The sequence below is a fragment of the Thalassospira lucentensis genome (assembly GCF_050516545.1).
Lineage (GTDB): Bacteria > Pseudomonadota > Alphaproteobacteria > Rhodospirillales > Thalassospiraceae > Thalassospira > Thalassospira lucentensis_C.
This window is the reverse complement of record NZ_CP191544.1, coordinates 1,599,225-1,615,784: the sequence shown is the minus strand read 5'-3', so window position 1 is coordinate 1,615,784 and position 16,560 is coordinate 1,599,225. Positions and strand designations below refer to the sequence as shown.

The window sequence follows — 16,560 nt, the reverse complement described above, 5'->3', positions numbered from 1 at the left end:
TTTGATCCTAAACTTATTTCAAAGAGGTCAGCCTTTACGGGCTGGCCTCTTTGTTTTTTTATTGTCTCGTCCTGAAATACGTTGTCACCTATAGGAGATGACAATGTCGATGTCAGGCTGAATAGCCCCTGGAATTGTAGACACCCGGTTTGATCAGATTTGTCGTCTTTCGAATTCGACGGGTGACAACATCCCGTTGGTACTATGTTTACGCTTCGGGTTGTAGAACATTTCTATGTAGTCGAAGACATCCTGACGTGCCTCATCCCGTGATTTATAAACCCTGCGGCGGATACGTTCGCGTTTGAGCAAGTTGAAGAAACTTTCGGCAACAGCATTGTCATGACAGTTCCCGCGGCAGCTCATACTATGTTCCAGATTGTGCTGACGAAGGAAAGCGGCCCAGTCGATGCTGGTATATTGGGAACCCTGATCAGAATGGATCAGCACCCTGTTCTTTGGCTTTCGCCGCCACACGGCCATCAGCAAGGCTTGCAGAACAACCTCTGTATCTTGTCGCTGCTTGAATGCCCAACCAACCACCATGCGGGAATAAAGGTCAATTACGACGGCAAGATACGCAAATCCTTCCTGTGTCTTGATATAGGTGATATCGGTCACCCAAACAGCATTTGGTCTAGGGGTATCAAACTGCCGATCCAGTTTGTTGTTAGCGACGACAGCTGGTTTGCCGCCATATTTTCCGGGACGCTTCTTGTAACCGATCCGGGCGCGTATGCCTGCATTGCGGGCCAGTCGAGCCACACGGTTCGGACTGCAACGCTCTCCCATATCCAGCAGATCATCATGGATTTTGCGGTAGCCATATACCTGACCGCTGTCTTCCCATATCTGGCGAACAAGAGCGGTCTGCCTTTGGTCTTCCAGAAACCGGGCGCTGTGTGGTTTCTTCTGCCAAGCATAAAAGCCACTGGGATGAACCTGCAAACACCGGCACATGGTGCGCACCGAATGGACCCGGCGATGCTGGTCAATAAACGCGTACCTCATTTTGCATCCCTGGCGAAGTACGCGGTTGCCTTTTTTAGAATATCGCGCTCCTCGGTGATCCGAGCGAGTTCTTGCTTCAGGCGGCGTATCTCGGATGATTGTTGATCAGCTTCAGTAATCGCATCAGGGGATTTGCTGAACTTCTTCTTCCACACATACAGGGAATGTGTGCTGACACCGAGACGAGCAGAAACTTCCGCTACTGAGTAGCCTCGTTCTGTAATCTGGCGAACGGCATCAATCTTGAACTCATCGGTAAAATGACTCTTGGGCATCGTAAACTCCTTGCCTCACTTTATAAGTGATGGGGTGTCTACAATTCCAGAGGCTATTCAGTCTCTTCGGTCAGAGTTAAAATTACTTCTCCGCTTTGAACACCGCGGGAACCTTTCGCGTAACGAACAGGGAGAAAGCGAATAAAATCCTGTTTATCTGTGCAAAAATGACCGATAGATAGCTCGCAGAAGAAGTTCAAGAGTAGCTTTATGGTATGTACATTAATTTCTGCAGGACTATCACACCACGAACCATCCCAATGGAGTTTCCATTCCTCAATCGGCATATCTATTGCCTTGAGAAACCAAGTCTCAGATTGACTCTGTTTGATTGTTAAGAGCGCTCCAAAACATCTTGCTGCATATCCTGTGGCATTGCGACCAAGTAACCAGAACATGAAATGTTTCAACAAGTAACGTACGTCCAAATCTTCGAATTTGGAGAAATTTATGTTCACTCTGGTGGTATCAAAATTTAGCAGCCAGACGTCACTTTGATATGGGCTTTCGATTGTTCGCCAGTCTTCGTCGTATTCGTCGACATAGCGAATATGCGACGGAAGTTTGGGGAGTTTTCGAATGTGTTCGCGAACCGAAGTATCCCAATCAAATCCAAAGCTCATTTGGCTAGTCATGAACATGCTTCCGATAGTCAGTACGATGTGACCGAAGATAACTGACGGAGCATTGTCACGCGCTCGTCAAACTGTGAGTTCCAAACCGAATTCAACCGATCTTCAAAAAACGCTCTCGCGTAATGGCGAGGCATGTCTGAATTTTTTGACCACCCAAAAAATACTCTTAGGTTTTGCAGGGCAACTTCCATCTCCACCCCATAATCGACAAACTGGCGAAGTCGGAAAACCGCGCACGTATGTCGGCAATCGTGCGGCGTCACTTTTTCTACGCCTTGGCGGGAATACAAATCGCGTTTAGCCGTTTTCGCCAAAGCAGACGAAAACCGGTCAAAAATCACATTTATACTTGGAACTGATAGAGGTTGCGTCCGGTTCGATGCAAACATGAAGCTATGGGGTTGGCGCCCTCTATAATTGTCCAAGTAGAATTGGATGAGCTGGGAGAGCGAACGAGATAGCGGTATTTGGCGATGTGAGAGGTCAGTTTTAATTCCGGGGGTTAAGAATTCTTGGATCCTCAATCTCGTATTCATTTTCAGTAACATTAATCCAGTATCTGTGACTGGCAATTGTCTGGTCCCATTCCTGCTTAATCGCATCAACAGGGAGCACGAGTGCTTCTGAGCGACGAATACCCTGATGTAGATACAAAAGGAACAGAGAATAATTGCGCCAACGATGAGATTCAGATCGAAATGGATTTCGCTTAGATAGCGGGTCCGCAATTTCATACAGATCCTCGATGACACTAGCGGGTAGGGCGCGCACAGGTCGCCTGCGAGGGCGTCGTTTTACATTCAGGCTCGCATAAAGGCGTTCAATTCGTTTAATTTTCCGATTGAGGTAGTTAAAGGAAATGTCAGAGTTCTGATTTTGAACTTGATTTCGAATTAAAATCTCGCGGACAAATTCGAAAGCTGTTTTCCAGTTCCGATTATAGTTGGATTTGTTTCCACGACTGGCTTCATTACGAAGCGATATGAAATATGCTTCGAGACAGCTCTCAATTTCCGAGTACTTGCTTTCGAAAAGCAAGCTATCTAGGCAGTCTTCATCCATTAAATCCGCGACAAAGCGATAAAGTCGATCGATCGCTGAAAGCTTGCCTGAGAGGGTGCTTTTCCGCAGTGCGTTTCCATGCAATGCCTCCCACACGGTTGGCCAGTAACGCGGGAGACCGCGCGTATCCGTGACGACGATAGAATTGAAATCGGCAGGTAAGTTTGGAGAACGAATGTGTTGAACTGTCATAACGATTTGTAAATACGACAGAAAGTTTATCGCAACCAATAAAAACGCCATTTAGACGCGCTCAACGCAACACACCTGAAATTAGACTGACGTTCTATAATATATATTATGACAAATAAATAATACCGAGACTACAGATACCTAGAAAAATTCAACTTAGTTTAAGCCCGACTATTTATCGGCACACACAATCACCCCGATAAAATCGTTGGGCAGCATAAGGTCCTCAGACTGCAATAAAGGTTGGTGATCTACGTTGTCGATCCCTGTGGCCTTGAAGGTCGCTTCATAGCAACACCAACGCTGATAGAACGCGATGACGTCACAGTCATCAGGCCACCCCATTGACTGACTAATGCCTGATAAATCACGATCTTTGTTCAACTGTTCAACATCAATCCCGATTGAGATGGATGGAACCTTACTTATCGCGGCACATACCAATCCCTTGCTGTGGCTAAGGCTTGCACTGAATATCGTGCCGTTTACGCGAATGAAGGGTCTTCCGCTGCTTTCCCGTAATGTTTCGATCGTTACCGACGGCCCAAATATGTCCACCGACAACTTCTCAAGCAACATCCAGCCATATAACGAGGATGAATGACGTTGCGCTTTCCGGGATTGGTGTGATTGCCATTCCAGCAATGAGTATGTCCAGACAACATTTCCTCCAAACACTGCTTTGGCGGCGGTTTCGGGTGAAACAACGTGGATGGGACAAGTTTTGGTTGAATGGGGCATCATACTTTCATTACATCATTGGAGCGTTCCGTGAACGACGTACGCTGATCCTTATATGGATCCATCAAATAATATCAGTAAATGGTAGGTTGGATATGCGTAGTTTCAAATTTGCAGTTGTCGGGTGTTTGGTACTTCTTGTTGCAGCGTGCCGAACAGTCCCCATCGAAAATGTAACCAAACAGGCTTTTCCCGCTGATGCTGCCAAACTTAGTCTGACGCAGGTCGAAGAAGCCATCATCTCAGCCGCAACGAACCGTGAATGGATCGTCACCCGCCGTGCCGAAGGTCAGCTGTTTGCCACCTACTCACCGCGTAACCATATGGCAAAAGTAGAGATTGATTTCGATAACACCGAATTTTCAATCACCTATGCCGACAGCACGAACTTGAACCACAGTGGGGATTCTATTCACTACAACTATAATCGTTGGGTTAATAACCTGCGTGTCGATATCTTGCGCGATGTGTCGGCCAAAGCGGCCCTCGCCAACTAAGGCTGTATGAACGTGTTTGATGCCTGTATTTCACGCTGGGCGTTCTGGGACTCACATAAGGATCACGCGGTTCTTGAGTGCGGAACGTCTGGCGAATTTTCCCAAACTATTCACGATATGGATAGCGCTGCTCTGGCAAAGGGCATCAAACCCGCACTGCGAAGACGCCTTGATCTCTATGGGCGTGCTGCTGCTGAAATGCTTTCAAGAACCCTTAAAGGCGATGACAATCCACATATTGTATTTGCATCGCGCCATGGGAATTTGGACCGGACACTTAAACTCATACATCAAGTTGCGACCGACGAACTATTGTCTCCAGCCGATTTCGGTATGTCGGTTCATAATGCACTTGTCGGTATTGCTTCGATCAACTGGTCAATTACCGAAAGCCACACAGCGATTTCAGCTGGAAATGACACGCTCATCAGTGCGCTGACAGAAACATTGTGTCAGTTGGGCGATACGGGCGGCCCAGTGATACTGGTTTATATTGATCTTGTTCTTCCAGAAATCTATCAGGATGTGGAACTTGCGAACATCCATGGTATGGCGCTTGGCCTGAGGTTTGAACCAACAACTGATGATACAGTGGTTGCGGATACCTTTTCGTTCAGCACAATGCCCGCACGAGACGCCGCCGTCTCGCCACGCGATCAAGCCCGGTCACTTGCACACTACTTACAGGCTGAAGATACGGATGAATTTAGTTTGATCGGAAAGTCTGGTGCATGGAATTTGATCCGGCATGACTAGAGCGAAACAAGCGCAAAGCAATCCCCCCAAAGGATTAAAGTGGTATTGGCGCCTGTTTGCCACCGGGTTTGCATTTACCAGTTTTGGCTTGGGTGGTCTTTTCATGGCCGTAACGATCTTTCCTGTCATGATCGTGGTGCTGCGCGATCGACAAAAACGCCGCCATTCCGCACAATTTGTCATCTGTCGTGGCTTTAGATTGTTTACTTGGCTGCTGGATGTTACCGGCGTTGCCGCGGCCCAGACTGAAAACATCACAACGCTAAGGCAGGCAAAAGGCGCAATCATTATTGCCAACCACCCTACTCTGCTTGATGTTGTGATGATTCTGGCCCAGCTGGATCGCTGTCAGTGCGTGGTTAAACACGAACTGTTTCATAATCCGTTCCTTGCCGGTGTGGTCCGGGCTGCTGGTTTCATACGTAATGATGACAATCCGGAAAACCTGCTGAATCAGGTGCGGGATCATTTGAATGCTGGTGCATGTATCCTGATTTTCCCGGAAGGAACCCGAACACCAAGCCGAAAAAAACTGGGAAGACTACAGCGCGGTGTTGCAAACATTGCGATAGAAACAGAAGTCGACTTGATTCCGGTGGTTGTGCACTGTAATCACGATACTCTGAAAAAAGGGGTGCCGTGGTATCGTATTCCGCCATCAAAAATACTGTATCGGATTGTGGTTGATCAGCCACTTTCACTTGGCGACATATGTGAACCGGATTTGAGCCGTGCAAAACGTGCGCGCGCCATCTCCCGGCTCATCAAAGACTATTTTGTGGACAGACTAACGCATGACTTCGCTCGAAAACGAACTTAAATCCTTTATTATCGAGACACTTAATCTCGAAGACTTGAATGTTGAAGATATCGATAGTGACGAAGCCCTTTTCGTCGACGGGCTGGGGCTCGACTCAATTGATGCGCTGGAACTTGGCGTCGCTATTCAGAAGGAATATGACGTACGGATCGATGCGAAAAACGAGGAAGTAAAAACCCACTTCGCTTCGGTTCGCAATCTGGCGAAATTCATCCAAATCAGTAAATCGGAGGGATAATCATGCATAGCCGTGAAGACGTATATCAGCAGCTTCATGATTATCTGGTCGATTTGTTCGAGGTTCCAGCCGAAGACATCACGCCTGAGGCACGCCTGTTCGAAGACCTTGACCTTGACAGTATTGATGCCGTTGACCTGATCGTCAAATTCCAGGAAATTACGGGCAAGAAGATTCCGGCGATGGAGTTCCGGTCAGTTCGGACCGTTGATGACGTGGTAGAGAAAATCCATGACCTGGTCAGTTCCTAACCGGATAATCACCATTGTTCTTGCCCTGTTGGGCATCGCCTACCCGGTTGTTGTGTATTTCGGTCTGGGCGTGGTTTCTCCGCGTGTCATTCTAATTGCTGCGATCACTGCCGTCTTACTGCGCGCGATCATGTTTTTCAGGGCCCATAAACATGGTGCTGGCGCCATTGCTTGTATCATAGCCCTCATTCTCGTGCTCGCCGGGTATGCCAGTGATATACTGGCTTTGCGTTTTTACCCGGTCATCGTCAGTGCCGCCTTGGCTTTGGTCTTCACACTATCACTGTTTTCGGCAATGCCATTGATTGAACGGTTTGCTCGCATTCAAACACCCGATCTTGACGATTATGGCGTTGCATATACTCGCATTTTAACCAAGGTCTGGATTGGTTTTTTTGTCATCAATGGCCTGATTGCATTCTGGACTGCGCTTTATGCATCGATTGAAGCATGGACCCTTTATAATGGTCTGATTTCATACGTTTTGGTTGCAGTTTTATTCGTCGGGGAATGGCCGGTTCGGCGTATTCTCAAAGCCCGTCACCAACGTCACATTACTGATCACGCATGACCGGATTTTTCAACGCTATCAACCACCCAGGCCACCAAGATGCAGCGCAATGCATAGACGGTGACCGGCTGGTAACACGCAAAGAGCTGTGCAGCGATGGCGCCCTTCTTGCGGCAAATCTGCCATCCCATCAACGGATCGCTGTTCATTGCCAGTCAGCACGTCTTTTTACCATCGCGCTTATTGCGATTTGGCAACGTGGATCTCAGGTCGTCCTGCCGGCAACACCCAAACCAGCCTATCTTGAAGATATCAAAGAACAGTTCGATTTATTCCTTGATGACGCGGAAATCGAAAAGCGCCTCCGAGAAAACAAGCCGTCCAATCTTGATATGCATATTGAATATCCTGCTGCAATCAATTGTATTGCCGTGTTTTTCACATCGGGAAGTACAGGAACGCCCAAGCCAATCATCAAGACACTTGCCCAGATCGAGGCTGAGATATCCGTTCAGGACCCATTGTGGTCTCCCCATATCCCTGACGGTGCACGGATCATTGGACTGGTATCGCACCAGCACATCTATGGTCTGATCTTTCGCGTGATATGGCCCATCATGTCCGGGCGGGTATTTACGGCGGATCCAGCACCATTTTGGGAACTGATGCAGGGCAATCTTAAGGCCGGTGACGTCCTGATCACAAGCCCAGCCCATCTTAAAAACCTGCATCCGGGTTTGGCTGATGCGCCGCAACCGTCATTGGTTTTCTCATCTGGCGGGCCACTTGATTACGATACTGCACAAGTCACCAATCAGATTCTTGGTACCTATCCTGTCGAAGTTTACGGCAGCACTGAGACCGGTGGTATTGCCTATCGCCAGCAAACATCCAATCCATCGGACTGGATCCCCCTTCCCGGTGTCGAAACGCACCTAAATGATCAAGGCTGCCTGGCAGTAAAGGCCCCACATATTGTCGGAGTTGAGTGGTATCAAATAGAAGACCGGGCATCTATTGATCAACAGACCGGACAGTTTCGTTTATTGGGCCGTGCAGACCGTGTCGTAAAAGTCGAAGGAAAACGGGTCTCGTTAAATTCTGTCGAACGCCGTTTGACTGCGTCGGAACTGGTTGCGGACGCTATTGTTATGATCCCCGACGAAGATGACCATCGGCTTGGTGCGATTGTTGTCCTTACCCAAGCTGGTAAAGAGCAACATCGCGAAATCGGTGCTTTTCGTTTGGGGCGCTTACTACGTCGGGAAATTTCGAAGTTTGAGGATGATGCGGCCTTACCACAACGCTGGCGCTTCGTTGATGACATCCCAACCGACACTCAGGGCAAACGCCCGTTGCATATGTTAAGCGCTGTTTTTGCTAAAAAATCGACAGAACCGGAAGTCCTTGAGACAGTCAAAACAGACGATTGCGCGCAGCTAAAATTAAAACTGAACGACGATCTGATCTATTTCGCTGGGCACTTTCCCACCATGCCGATATTACCAGGCGTCACGCAGCTACATTGGGCCGTTTCGTATGCGTCGTCCATTTTCGGCATGCCTGAAACTACACGAGAAATTACGCAGCTTAAATTCCGCAAACCCATGCGACCCAGAAATATCATCACACTGGACATGCAGCTTAATGCGTCCGGCCAACTGGTGAAATTCCGATACCGCTCCGATAATGAGGGCGATTTAAGTTCTGGTGTTCTAAAATATGATGGTGACGCTGCATGAAAATGTGCGCCGTCATCCCAACACACAATCATTGCACCATGCTCGAAAGCGTCGTGAAACGCGTTCGTGCGTATGATATTCCGGTTTTCATCGTCGATGATGGATCGGACGAGCAAACACAAGCGGTTGTGGGCAACCTACACGCTCCGAGTAACGGTATTTTTTGTCAACGGCTTGATGAAAATGCCGGAAAAGGTGTTGCCGTAATGACGGGTATGGCCAGTGCTGCACGGCATGGCTTTACCCATGCATTTCAGATTGATGCAGATGGTCAGCATGACCTTGATCGCATTAGTGACATGATTGAAATTGCGACACAATCACCCGCAGCCTTGATCACTGGGCTGCCTGTATACGATGACAGCATTCCAACCGGCCGCAAAATCGGTCGATGGATTACCCACGTGTGGGTATGGATTGAAACACTATCTCTTCAGATCCGCGACAGCATGTGCGGTTTTCGTGTCTATCCGATTGGTCCCAGTCTGGAAGTCTGGCGACGCCACGGCATTGGTCATAGGATGGATTTTGATACCGAGATCATGGTCCGCCTTTTCTGGCAAGGGGGTCCGGTCATTCATGTTCCAACCAAAGTCACCTATCCTCTCGGCAACACATCAAACTTTCGGATGTGGCGCGATAACGCCTTGATCAGTTGGATGCATACCAGACTGGTCTGTGGAATGCTGGTGCGGCTTCCACGATACATTGCCCAAGGAGGACGATTTGGGCCGCCAGCGGACCGAACCAGCAACCATCATTGGTCGGAAATTGACGAACGCGGCATTTATTGGGGGATGCGATTTCTTGGGCAGGTCTATCGTTTTGGCGGGCGCAAACTTTGCCTTGCTGCGATGACACCCATCATCGCCTATTTTTTCCTGACCGGACGTACGGCACGCGCTGCATCCAAAGATTTCCTTGAACGGGTGGCAAAGCATAATGACAAGCCCAGCCCTAATTGGCGTGATAGCTTTGCCCACTTCATGCGATTTGGAGAATCAGCACTCGATAAAATAGCGGCCTGGTGTGGAGAGATGAAGCTCGATGACCTCGACCTGCCGGATGATACCGATAGCCTGTTTTCCTACATTCCATGTGATCAGGCAGTAATCCTATTTGTATCGCACTTTGGCAATATTGAGCTGGTCCGTGCCATTGCCAGTCGTGACCGGAATTTTCGGGTGAATGTCCTGTTGCATCAAAAAAATGCCGCCCGGTTTGGCCGCGTTTTGCAACAACTTGCGCCCGAAAGCCAAGTTGATTTGATTGAGGTTAGCGATATCGGCCCGGATACTGCGATTTTGCTGCGTGAAAAGGCCGAACGCGGCGAATGGATCGTGATTGCCGCAGACCGGGTGGCCATCGGTGCCCGAGATAAGTCGGTTTCAGTCCCGTTCATTAGCCAAAACGCATCATTTCCGCAGGGACCATTTATTCTGGCACATCTTCTTCAGTGTCCGGTTTACATGGTTGCCGCATGGCGTGAAGGACGGCGTTTTAATATTTCGTGGGAAAAGCTGTCGGAACGCATAGACTTGCCGCGCAATGATCGCACAGCCAAGATCACGCAACATGCAAGAACATATGCGGGCTGGCTGGAAAAGCTTGTTGTTCAACAACCATTGCAGTGGTTCAATTTCTACGATTTCTGGGCGGATAAGAAGGACAACAATGAATAACAACCAGAAACATATCGTCTTTGGCGAGGCGAACCTGTCGATCGAGGACGTCGTGGCACTTGCCGAACGGCGTGCCCTGCCCCTGCTGAGCACATCCGATGTCTTTAATAATCGGATACAGGCCGGTGCCGATTTCCTGGATCGGGAGCTTCGCGATCATGGCCACATCTATGGCGTCACCACGGGCTATGGTGATTCAGTATCCCGTCGTGTTCCACCTGATTTGGTTGACGAACTCCCACTGCATCTCAGCCGGTTTCACGGCTGTGGCCTTGGCAATATCCTTAAACCCGATCAGGCGCGCGCGGTTCTGGCCGTACGTCTGGCGTCGCTGTGTACCGGTTATTCCGGCGTTGGCACAGGCCTTCTTAAGCAGCTATCTGCCCTTCTTGAATTTGACATCACACCAAGGATTCCCGAAGAAGGTTCTGTTGGTGCCAGTGGCGACCTGACCCCGCTTTCTTACGTCGCAGCCGCACTTATCGGGGAACGCGATGTCGTGTTTAACAACACGGAAATGCCCGCAATAGATGCCTTGTCAGAAGTCGGCCTGCGCCCCTTACAGCTTCGTCCCAAGGAAGCTTTGGCGATCATGAATGGCACATCCGTCATGACCGCCCTGATGTGTCAGGCTTTTGTCCGCGCCCAATATCTGTGCCAGCTCAGCGCACGTATCACGTCTCTGGCAACTATTGGCTTGCTTGGCAATCCGGCCCATTTTGATGCAAGACTGTTCGCGGCCAAACCGCATCCAAAGCAAGCAGTCGTAGCCAAACGCATTTCACATGATCTGTCGGCTCTTGGCCCGCATTACAAACCGGCTCGATTGCAAGATCGCTATTCGCTTCGTTGCGCCCCGCATGTCATCGGGGTGTTGGCCGATATGATGCCAACCTTCCGCACCACGCTTGAGCTCGAACTCAACAGTGCCAATGACAATCCCCTGATTGATGTCGATGCCGAAGAAATTCTGCATGGCGGGCATTTCTATGGCGGACATGTCGCATTCGTTGCTGATGGTATGAAAACGTTGATCGCCAATCTCGCTGATTTGATGGACCGTCAAATGGCACTTCTGGTCGACACCAAATTCAATCACGGTTTGCCGTCAAACCTGTCTGGCGCGTCACAGGACCGTGCATCCATCAACCATGGTTTGAAAGCAGTGCAGATCGGCGTATCGGCCTGGACGGCGGAGGCGCTTAAAAACACCATGCCCGCAAGCGTATTCTCACGCTCGACCGAATGTCATAATCAGGACAAGGTCAGCATGGGTACCATTGCGGCACGTGATTGTTTGCGGATATTGGACCTTACCGAACAAGTTGCTGCTGCGTTGCTCATCACTGTAAGACAGGCGATTTCGCTGCGCCTGAAATCTGGGGAGCTTGAGGCCAATCAGCTTGGCCATGACGTCTCGGCATTTCTCACGGCGCTGGAAGCTGACATTCCGTTCATTGACGAAGACCAACCACTTGATGCCACTTTGCGCAAACTGATCGCACGCATTCAGGACCGGCATTGGGCACTTTACGGCGATGAGGAAACCTCATGATCAGTGCGTCTGTAAACGAAACTGTACAGTTTTATCATCTCGACCCGATGAATGTGGTCTGGCATGGAAATTATGTGCAGTTCTTTGAGAATGCCCGCTGTGCCCTGCTTGATGAGATTGGTTACAATTACCCGCAAATGGATGAGTCCGGCTTTGTATGGCCGATTGTCGATATGCGGGTGAAATACGTTGCACCTTGCCGCTTTGGTCAGAGAATCAACATCGCAGCGACGCTGCGCGAGTTTGAAAACCGACTGAAAATTGACTATCTCGTCACGGATGCGCAAACGGGGCAGAAGCTAACCAAAGGTTTCACCATTCAGGTCGCCGTCGATAAAAGCACAGGCGAAATGCTTTATCGCAGCCCCGAGTTTTTCATCGAAAAGATGGACGCGCTCATATGATCCGCAAGTTACTTGTTCTGATCACGGTGTGTATTGCCTTTGCGTCCTTCCTTGCGATGCCAAAAACGCTGCAGGCAGAGGCTGCCCGACCCATACCGATTACCAAGAATGAGTATCTGCGCGGTACATTTGAACTCAGTCGTCATCTGGACGGGTTTGAAAAGCCATTGCTCTCTCGTGGTGAGTTCGTTTTATCACCGCAGCATGGTCTGATCTGGAAAACGACCATCCCGTTTCCGGCAATAACTGTATTCGACGAAGGCGGGATTTTCACCATCGATCAAAATGGCAACCGCAATGCAATGGCAAAAGGTACGGAAACACGACAGTTCGTCACGATGATTTCGTCCGTATTATCCGGGAACTGGGACTCATTAGAAAGCGATTTTGATGCCACTAAAAAAGACCGGGAAACAACAGGATGGCACATAACCCTAACCCCCAGCGCGAACAGTATTGTTGGCAATCAGATCGAATTGATTACGGCACAGGGCAACCCGTTTGTGCAAGAAGTGGTGATCACAAAACCATCTTCTGATCACGATGTCATTACGTTCGACGGGCAACTTATTGAGACAGTTCCATTGCCCTCTGAGTTCAATGATCTTTTCACAAATGGAACAGCCGAATGATCCGATCAGCGTTCATTTGGACAGTATGCATTCTCGTGATGGCAGGCTTTGCTATCTGGCAACTCACGACCGAACGCACCGAACTGGATGCAGATTTCCTGTCATTGATTGGTCAGGAACAAGATCAGCAACAAGACGAAACGAGCGATATAGACGCTGTGCGCACGCTATTGGCTGATAGTGGCAAACAAGCAATCATTATGCTTTCCCACCCTGATTATGACCACCTCAGCGATATCGCAAGGCAACTTGCGGACACGATCGGTAGGCTTGATGGCACAGCAAGTGTGATGCTCCCCGGCGACAATGCAGATCGTCTTGATGACTTGCGTGCGCTCTATGGCCCATATGCGAACGGACTTTTGTCTGATGGTGACCGTGATGTTCTAAAGAACGGCGGCGGGGAAGCACTTTATCAGCGCACCCTGCAAACTCTGTATTCGCCAGCTTCTGCCTTTACTAGCGCAACTCTGAAACAGGATCCTTTCCTCTTAATGCCAGAATTTCTTTCGGCTCTGGCCGCTAAGTTGGGCGTCAGAAATGACATTGTCACAATCAACGACCGAAGCTACCTGCCCATGATTGTTACGCTGGACGCCAACAAACACTCTGACACGGTTGCAAAAATCTGGGTAGATGGCGTCAATAACGCTCTCGAAGAAGTACTAAAGAGCGATCCAGCCCTCCAGACCGCCAAAACAGGCCAGATATTCTTTGCGGTTAACGAGGCCGCGAACGCCAAAAACGATGTTCAAACCATCGCCGTGGTTGCCGCACTAAGCATCGCCATCATGATCTGCTTGACGTTCTTTTCGCCTTTTCCGCTGATTGGTGCAGTTATCGTTGTTGGAAGTGGGCTTATTGTCGGTGCTGCGGCCCTGACCGTATTTTTCGACACAATCCATGCGATTGCACTGGTGTTTGGCGCGACAATGATCGGTATTTCAATCGATTACGCCCTGCACTATCTGGTGATACCAGCCAATGGCACCCCGACTTCATCACGCTTTGGAAAAATACGCAAAGGCCTCGGTCTTGGGCTTTTGACATCTATCATTGGCTTTTCCGCCCTTGCGCTTAGTCCGACAAACTTGCTTGTGCAAATTGCCGTGTATTCAATCGCAGGACTGATTGCAGCCTATTGTTCGGTCAAATTTTTACTGCCTCTCATCCCAGTCAGACCAATACGCGAAAACTCACCAATCCGAGTTGCGCATCATTGGCTTATGCGTCTGATGATGGTTCTTCTGCTACCTCGCAAGATACAGCTGTTTGTTGCCATACTTTTGATTGTTGCCCTGCCGATTTCGGCCTTTCTTATTCCCGGTCATGATGACGTGCGTACCTTGGGTCAAAGTGATGCGGAACTTCTATCCGATGCACGTATGATATCAGAAACACTTGGCCTTGGCGGAAGCCCTGTCTTCATTCGGATTGATGGTAAAACAGCCCAACAGCGCCTTGAAACGTCTGAGTCTGTTCGTAAAGCAACTATGCCCTTAATCTCCGCAGGCAAAATTGGGAGCGTCGTTGCACTATCGGATTTTGTACCATCGATTGCACTTCAAAAAGACAACCGACGCCTTGTCGGAGACGAACTTTACCAACCGTTTTCAGCGTCCCTTTCTGATGTCTTGCAGACACCACTACAGATCCCGGACTTGGACGCGCTCTACCTCATTCCAGATCAAGCAATAAACAGTCTTCCTGAGATCGCGCATTTTCAGATAACCACATCCGATATCATGCGGTTACGTGATGTTTCAGATGTTGATGCTCTTAACGCCGCCCTCGTCTCATTTGAGAATGCCAGACTGATTTCTCCGACAGCTATCATCAGCAATCAATTCGCTGAATACCGATATTGGACGTATATAGCACTCGGCGTAGTGCTTGCGATTGCGCTGATCCTGGCAATCCTACGTTATGGTCTAGATCGGGGTGTTCGGGTGTTTTCTGCCCCCGCAGGCGCGATCTTGTTCGCACTGATTGGCGGTTACATTCTGGGGGTACCAATCAGTTTCTTTACAACGATGGCAATGTTTTTAGTCTTTGCAATTGGCGCTGACTATGTCCTGTTTTTGAGCGAAGGCAACGACACCGAACATCGCGAACACACCCGTCTGGCGGTGTTTTTGTCGTTGATAAGCAGTGTTCTGGCATTTGGATTACTCGTCACCAGTTCCGTCCCACTGGTAAGCGATATCGGCACAATCATTGCTATAGGCTTGGTTGGCGCATGGTTCCTTGCTTTTTGGATGACAGAAACAACCACTATTACGACGGATACGGGAAACACGAATTGAAACAGGATTGCGACATCGCCGTTATCGGTGCGGGCCCGGCCGGAAGTACCGTGGCCAAGCTTCTGAACGATGCTGGCCTTCGTGTAACATTGCTCGAAGCACAGAAATTCCCGCGATTTGTTATTGGCGAAAGCTTACTTCCCAACTGTATGAACGTACTTGAACGTGCTGGATTTCTGCCCGCACTGAAAAAAGCAGGTTTTCAGCATAAAAACGGCGCGGTCTTTGAATGTGGTGAACAGTATCGCTCCATCGACTTTCGTCAGAACTTCGAAACCATCGGCTGGGGAACAACCTATCAGGTCAAACGCGCCGAATTCGATCATATCCTTGCCAAGGAAGCCGAACGTTCCGGTGTCGACATCCGGTTTGAACACATGGTAACTGCAGGACACGCCGCCGACAATGACTGCCAAATCACGTATGAGGACGCAGCGGGCGAAGAATCTACACTACGTGCCAGTTTCATTGTTGATGCCAGCGGATACGGTCGGGTATTGCCAAAGCTTTTGGAGCTTTCCCGGCCGCCGCAAACTATTTCCCGACGTGCGGTCTTTACCCATGTTAAGGATCGAATTGATGATCCGGACTATGACCGCACCAAAATCCTGATCACGGTCCATCCTGATCGCCATGACATCTGGTATTGGTTGATCCCGTTTTCGGATGGCACAGCATCGGTTGGTGCGATTTACCCCGACGGCGACACGACTTTCACCGGCATGAGTGAACAGGATGTCTTTGATCGGCTGATTTCCGAAACACGCCTTGGGCATCTGCTTGCCAATGCGGAACAAACCCGCCCACTACAATCAATTGCCGGATACGGGGCTGAGTCAGAACAGCTTTGCGGGGATGGCTATGTCTTGCTTGGAAATTCTGCAGGTTTTCTGGATCCCGTATTTTCATCTGGCGTTACAATTGCGCTGCATTCGGCAGAACTGGCTGCAAATATGCTGATTGCGCGCCACCGGGGGGAAACGGATATAGATTGGGAAACAGGTTTCATCAAACCGCTATCTAGTGGGGTCGAAACGTTCCGCTCCTATGTTGATGCTTGGTATGCCGGACGCCTGCAAACAATTATTTTTGGGCAGCCCAATGATGATTCCCAACTGAAACGTATGGTCGTTTCCATTCTGGCAGGGTATGCATGGAATATGGAAAATCCGCTGGTTGCCAAAACCGACCGTTATCTAGAGATGTTGCACGACTTATGCGCTCCCTCATCCTGAAATCAGCTATTGTCA

The 16,560-nt window shown here is 49.4% G+C and carries 18 protein-coding genes; 13 read left to right on the top strand and 5 right to left on the bottom strand.

The window, feature by feature from the left end; genetic code table 11:
* Positions 1-153: 153 nt before the first annotated feature.
* From ACQ0MK_RS07530 to ACQ0MK_RS07510, 5 genes are all read right to left on the bottom strand, one after another.
* A protein-coding gene (locus ACQ0MK_RS07530) for an IS3 family transposase (protein ID WP_430475495.1) occupies positions 154-1,286 on the bottom strand; the annotation gives its coding sequence in 2 pieces (ribosomal slippage) (positions 154-1,043 and positions 1,043-1,286; 1,134 coding nt in all).
* A 53-nt stretch (positions 1,287-1,339) separates the two neighbouring features.
* Positions 1,340-1,921 (bottom strand): hypothetical protein, encoded by a 582-nt coding sequence (locus tag ACQ0MK_RS07525; RefSeq protein ID WP_430475494.1) that lies wholly within the window; start codon positions 1,919-1,921, stop codon positions 1,340-1,342.
* A 17-nt stretch (positions 1,922-1,938) separates the two neighbouring features.
* The gene (locus tag ACQ0MK_RS07520; protein WP_430475493.1) at positions 1,939-2,457 is read right to left on the bottom strand and encodes a tyrosine-type recombinase/integrase; all 519 of its coding nucleotides are present in this window, start codon (positions 2,455-2,457) and stop codon (positions 1,939-1,941) included.
* On the bottom strand, positions 2,411-3,226 hold the full coding sequence (locus tag ACQ0MK_RS07515; RefSeq protein WP_430475492.1) for a hypothetical protein: 816 nt from the start codon (positions 3,224-3,226) through the stop codon (positions 2,411-2,413). The genes ACQ0MK_RS07520 and ACQ0MK_RS07515 overlap by 47 nt, the downstream gene beginning before the upstream one ends.
* Positions 3,227-3,346: 120 nt before the next feature.
* On the bottom strand, positions 3,347-3,916 hold the full coding sequence (locus ACQ0MK_RS07510) for a 4'-phosphopantetheinyl transferase family protein (RefSeq protein WP_430475491.1): 570 nt from the start codon (positions 3,914-3,916) through the stop codon (positions 3,347-3,349).
* A 95-nt stretch (positions 3,917-4,011) separates the two neighbouring features.
* On the opposite strand from ACQ0MK_RS07510, the gene ACQ0MK_RS07505 reads away from it, so the two are divergent.
* Genes ACQ0MK_RS07505 through ACQ0MK_RS07445 form a run of 13 tightly spaced genes read left to right on the top strand, consistent with a single transcriptional unit; the run spans position 4,012 to position 16,545 of the window.
* Positions 4,012-4,413: a hypothetical protein gene (locus ACQ0MK_RS07505; protein ID WP_350040700.1), complete on the top strand. Its 402-nt coding sequence runs from the start codon at positions 4,012-4,014 to the stop codon at positions 4,411-4,413.
* A 6-nt stretch (positions 4,414-4,419) separates the two neighbouring features.
* Positions 4,420-5,169 (top strand): beta-ketoacyl synthase chain length factor, encoded by a 750-nt coding sequence (locus ACQ0MK_RS07500; RefSeq protein ID WP_430475490.1) that lies wholly within the window; start codon positions 4,420-4,422, stop codon positions 5,167-5,169.
* Positions 5,162-5,989, top strand: coding sequence for a lysophospholipid acyltransferase family protein (locus ACQ0MK_RS07495; RefSeq protein WP_430475489.1), 828 nt, complete (start codon positions 5,162-5,164; stop codon positions 5,987-5,989). Before ACQ0MK_RS07500 ends, ACQ0MK_RS07495 begins: the two co-directional genes overlap by 8 nt.
* Positions 5,964-6,227: a phosphopantetheine-binding protein gene (locus tag ACQ0MK_RS07490; RefSeq protein WP_430475488.1), complete on the top strand. Its 264-nt coding sequence runs from the start codon at positions 5,964-5,966 to the stop codon at positions 6,225-6,227. Before ACQ0MK_RS07495 ends, ACQ0MK_RS07490 begins: the two co-directional genes overlap by 26 nt.
* A 2-nt stretch (positions 6,228-6,229) precedes the next feature.
* Positions 6,230-6,478 (top strand): acyl carrier protein, encoded by a 249-nt coding sequence (locus ACQ0MK_RS07485; RefSeq protein WP_350040704.1) that lies wholly within the window; start codon positions 6,230-6,232, stop codon positions 6,476-6,478.
* Positions 6,459-7,049 (top strand): hypothetical protein, encoded by a 591-nt coding sequence (locus ACQ0MK_RS07480; protein WP_430475487.1) that lies wholly within the window; start codon positions 6,459-6,461, stop codon positions 7,047-7,049. The genes ACQ0MK_RS07485 and ACQ0MK_RS07480 overlap by 20 nt, the downstream gene beginning before the upstream one ends.
* Positions 7,046-8,731, top strand: a complete 1,686-nt coding sequence (locus ACQ0MK_RS07475; RefSeq protein WP_430475486.1) for an AMP-binding protein — start codon at positions 7,046-7,048, stop codon at positions 8,729-8,731. The genes ACQ0MK_RS07480 and ACQ0MK_RS07475 overlap by 4 nt, the downstream gene beginning before the upstream one ends.
* Positions 8,728-10,413, top strand: coding sequence for a glycosyltransferase family 2 protein (locus ACQ0MK_RS07470; protein ID WP_430475485.1), 1,686 nt, complete (start codon positions 8,728-8,730; stop codon positions 10,411-10,413). Before ACQ0MK_RS07475 ends, ACQ0MK_RS07470 begins: the two co-directional genes overlap by 4 nt.
* Positions 10,406-11,968, top strand: coding sequence for an HAL/PAL/TAL family ammonia-lyase (locus tag ACQ0MK_RS07465; protein ID WP_430475484.1), 1,563 nt, complete (start codon positions 10,406-10,408; stop codon positions 11,966-11,968). The genes ACQ0MK_RS07470 and ACQ0MK_RS07465 overlap by 8 nt, the downstream gene beginning before the upstream one ends.
* A complete protein-coding gene (locus ACQ0MK_RS07460; protein WP_430475483.1) occupies positions 11,965-12,372 on the top strand; it encodes an acyl-CoA thioesterase in 408 nt (135 codons plus the stop codon). Before ACQ0MK_RS07465 ends, ACQ0MK_RS07460 begins: the two co-directional genes overlap by 4 nt.
* A 56-nt stretch (positions 12,373-12,428) precedes the next feature.
* Positions 12,429-13,004, top strand: coding sequence for an outer membrane lipoprotein carrier protein LolA (locus ACQ0MK_RS07455; protein WP_430475482.1), 576 nt, complete (start codon positions 12,429-12,431; stop codon positions 13,002-13,004).
* Positions 13,001-15,310 carry an MMPL family transporter gene (locus ACQ0MK_RS07450; RefSeq protein WP_430475481.1) on the top strand — a complete coding sequence of 770 codons (2,310 nt, stop codon included), beginning with the start codon at positions 13,001-13,003 and terminating at the stop codon, positions 15,308-15,310. Before ACQ0MK_RS07455 ends, ACQ0MK_RS07450 begins: the two co-directional genes overlap by 4 nt.
* Positions 15,307-16,545: an NAD(P)/FAD-dependent oxidoreductase gene (locus ACQ0MK_RS07445; RefSeq protein WP_430475480.1), complete on the top strand. Its 1,239-nt coding sequence runs from the start codon at positions 15,307-15,309 to the stop codon at positions 16,543-16,545. The genes ACQ0MK_RS07450 and ACQ0MK_RS07445 overlap by 4 nt, the downstream gene beginning before the upstream one ends.
* Positions 16,546-16,560: the final 15 nt, after the last annotated feature.

Coding starts and splice junctions, on each gene's coding strand:
- ACQ0MK_RS07525 (WP_430475494.1), bottom strand. CDS start 1,921: ATGACTAGCCAAATGAGCTTTGGATTTGATTGGGATACTTCGGTTCGC.
- ACQ0MK_RS07520 (WP_430475493.1), bottom strand. CDS start 2,457: ATGAATACGAGATTGAGGATCCAAGAATTCTTAACCCCCGGAATTAAA.
- ACQ0MK_RS07515 (WP_430475492.1), bottom strand. CDS start 3,226: ATGGCGTTTTTATTGGTTGCGATAAACTTTCTGTCGTATTTACAAATC.
- ACQ0MK_RS07510 (WP_430475491.1), bottom strand. CDS start 3,916: ATGCCCCATTCAACCAAAACTTGTCCCATCCACGTTGTTTCACCCGAA.
- ACQ0MK_RS07505 (WP_350040700.1), top strand. CDS start 4,012: ATGCGTAGTTTCAAATTTGCAGTTGTCGGGTGTTTGGTACTTCTTGTT.
- ACQ0MK_RS07500 (WP_430475490.1), top strand. CDS start 4,420: ATGAACGTGTTTGATGCCTGTATTTCACGCTGGGCGTTCTGGGACTCA.
- ACQ0MK_RS07495 (WP_430475489.1), top strand. CDS start 5,162: ATGACTAGAGCGAAACAAGCGCAAAGCAATCCCCCCAAAGGATTAAAG.
- ACQ0MK_RS07490 (WP_430475488.1), top strand. CDS start 5,964: ATGACTTCGCTCGAAAACGAACTTAAATCCTTTATTATCGAGACACTT.
- ACQ0MK_RS07485 (WP_350040704.1), top strand. CDS start 6,230: ATGCATAGCCGTGAAGACGTATATCAGCAGCTTCATGATTATCTGGTC.
- ACQ0MK_RS07480 (WP_430475487.1), top strand. CDS start 6,459: ATGACCTGGTCAGTTCCTAACCGGATAATCACCATTGTTCTTGCCCTG.
- ACQ0MK_RS07475 (WP_430475486.1), top strand. CDS start 7,046: ATGACCGGATTTTTCAACGCTATCAACCACCCAGGCCACCAAGATGCA.
- ACQ0MK_RS07470 (WP_430475485.1), top strand. CDS start 8,728: ATGAAAATGTGCGCCGTCATCCCAACACACAATCATTGCACCATGCTC.
- ACQ0MK_RS07465 (WP_430475484.1), top strand. CDS start 10,406: ATGAATAACAACCAGAAACATATCGTCTTTGGCGAGGCGAACCTGTCG.
- ACQ0MK_RS07460 (WP_430475483.1), top strand. CDS start 11,965: ATGATCAGTGCGTCTGTAAACGAAACTGTACAGTTTTATCATCTCGAC.
- ACQ0MK_RS07455 (WP_430475482.1), top strand. CDS start 12,429: ATGCCAAAAACGCTGCAGGCAGAGGCTGCCCGACCCATACCGATTACC.
- ACQ0MK_RS07450 (WP_430475481.1), top strand. CDS start 13,001: ATGATCCGATCAGCGTTCATTTGGACAGTATGCATTCTCGTGATGGCA.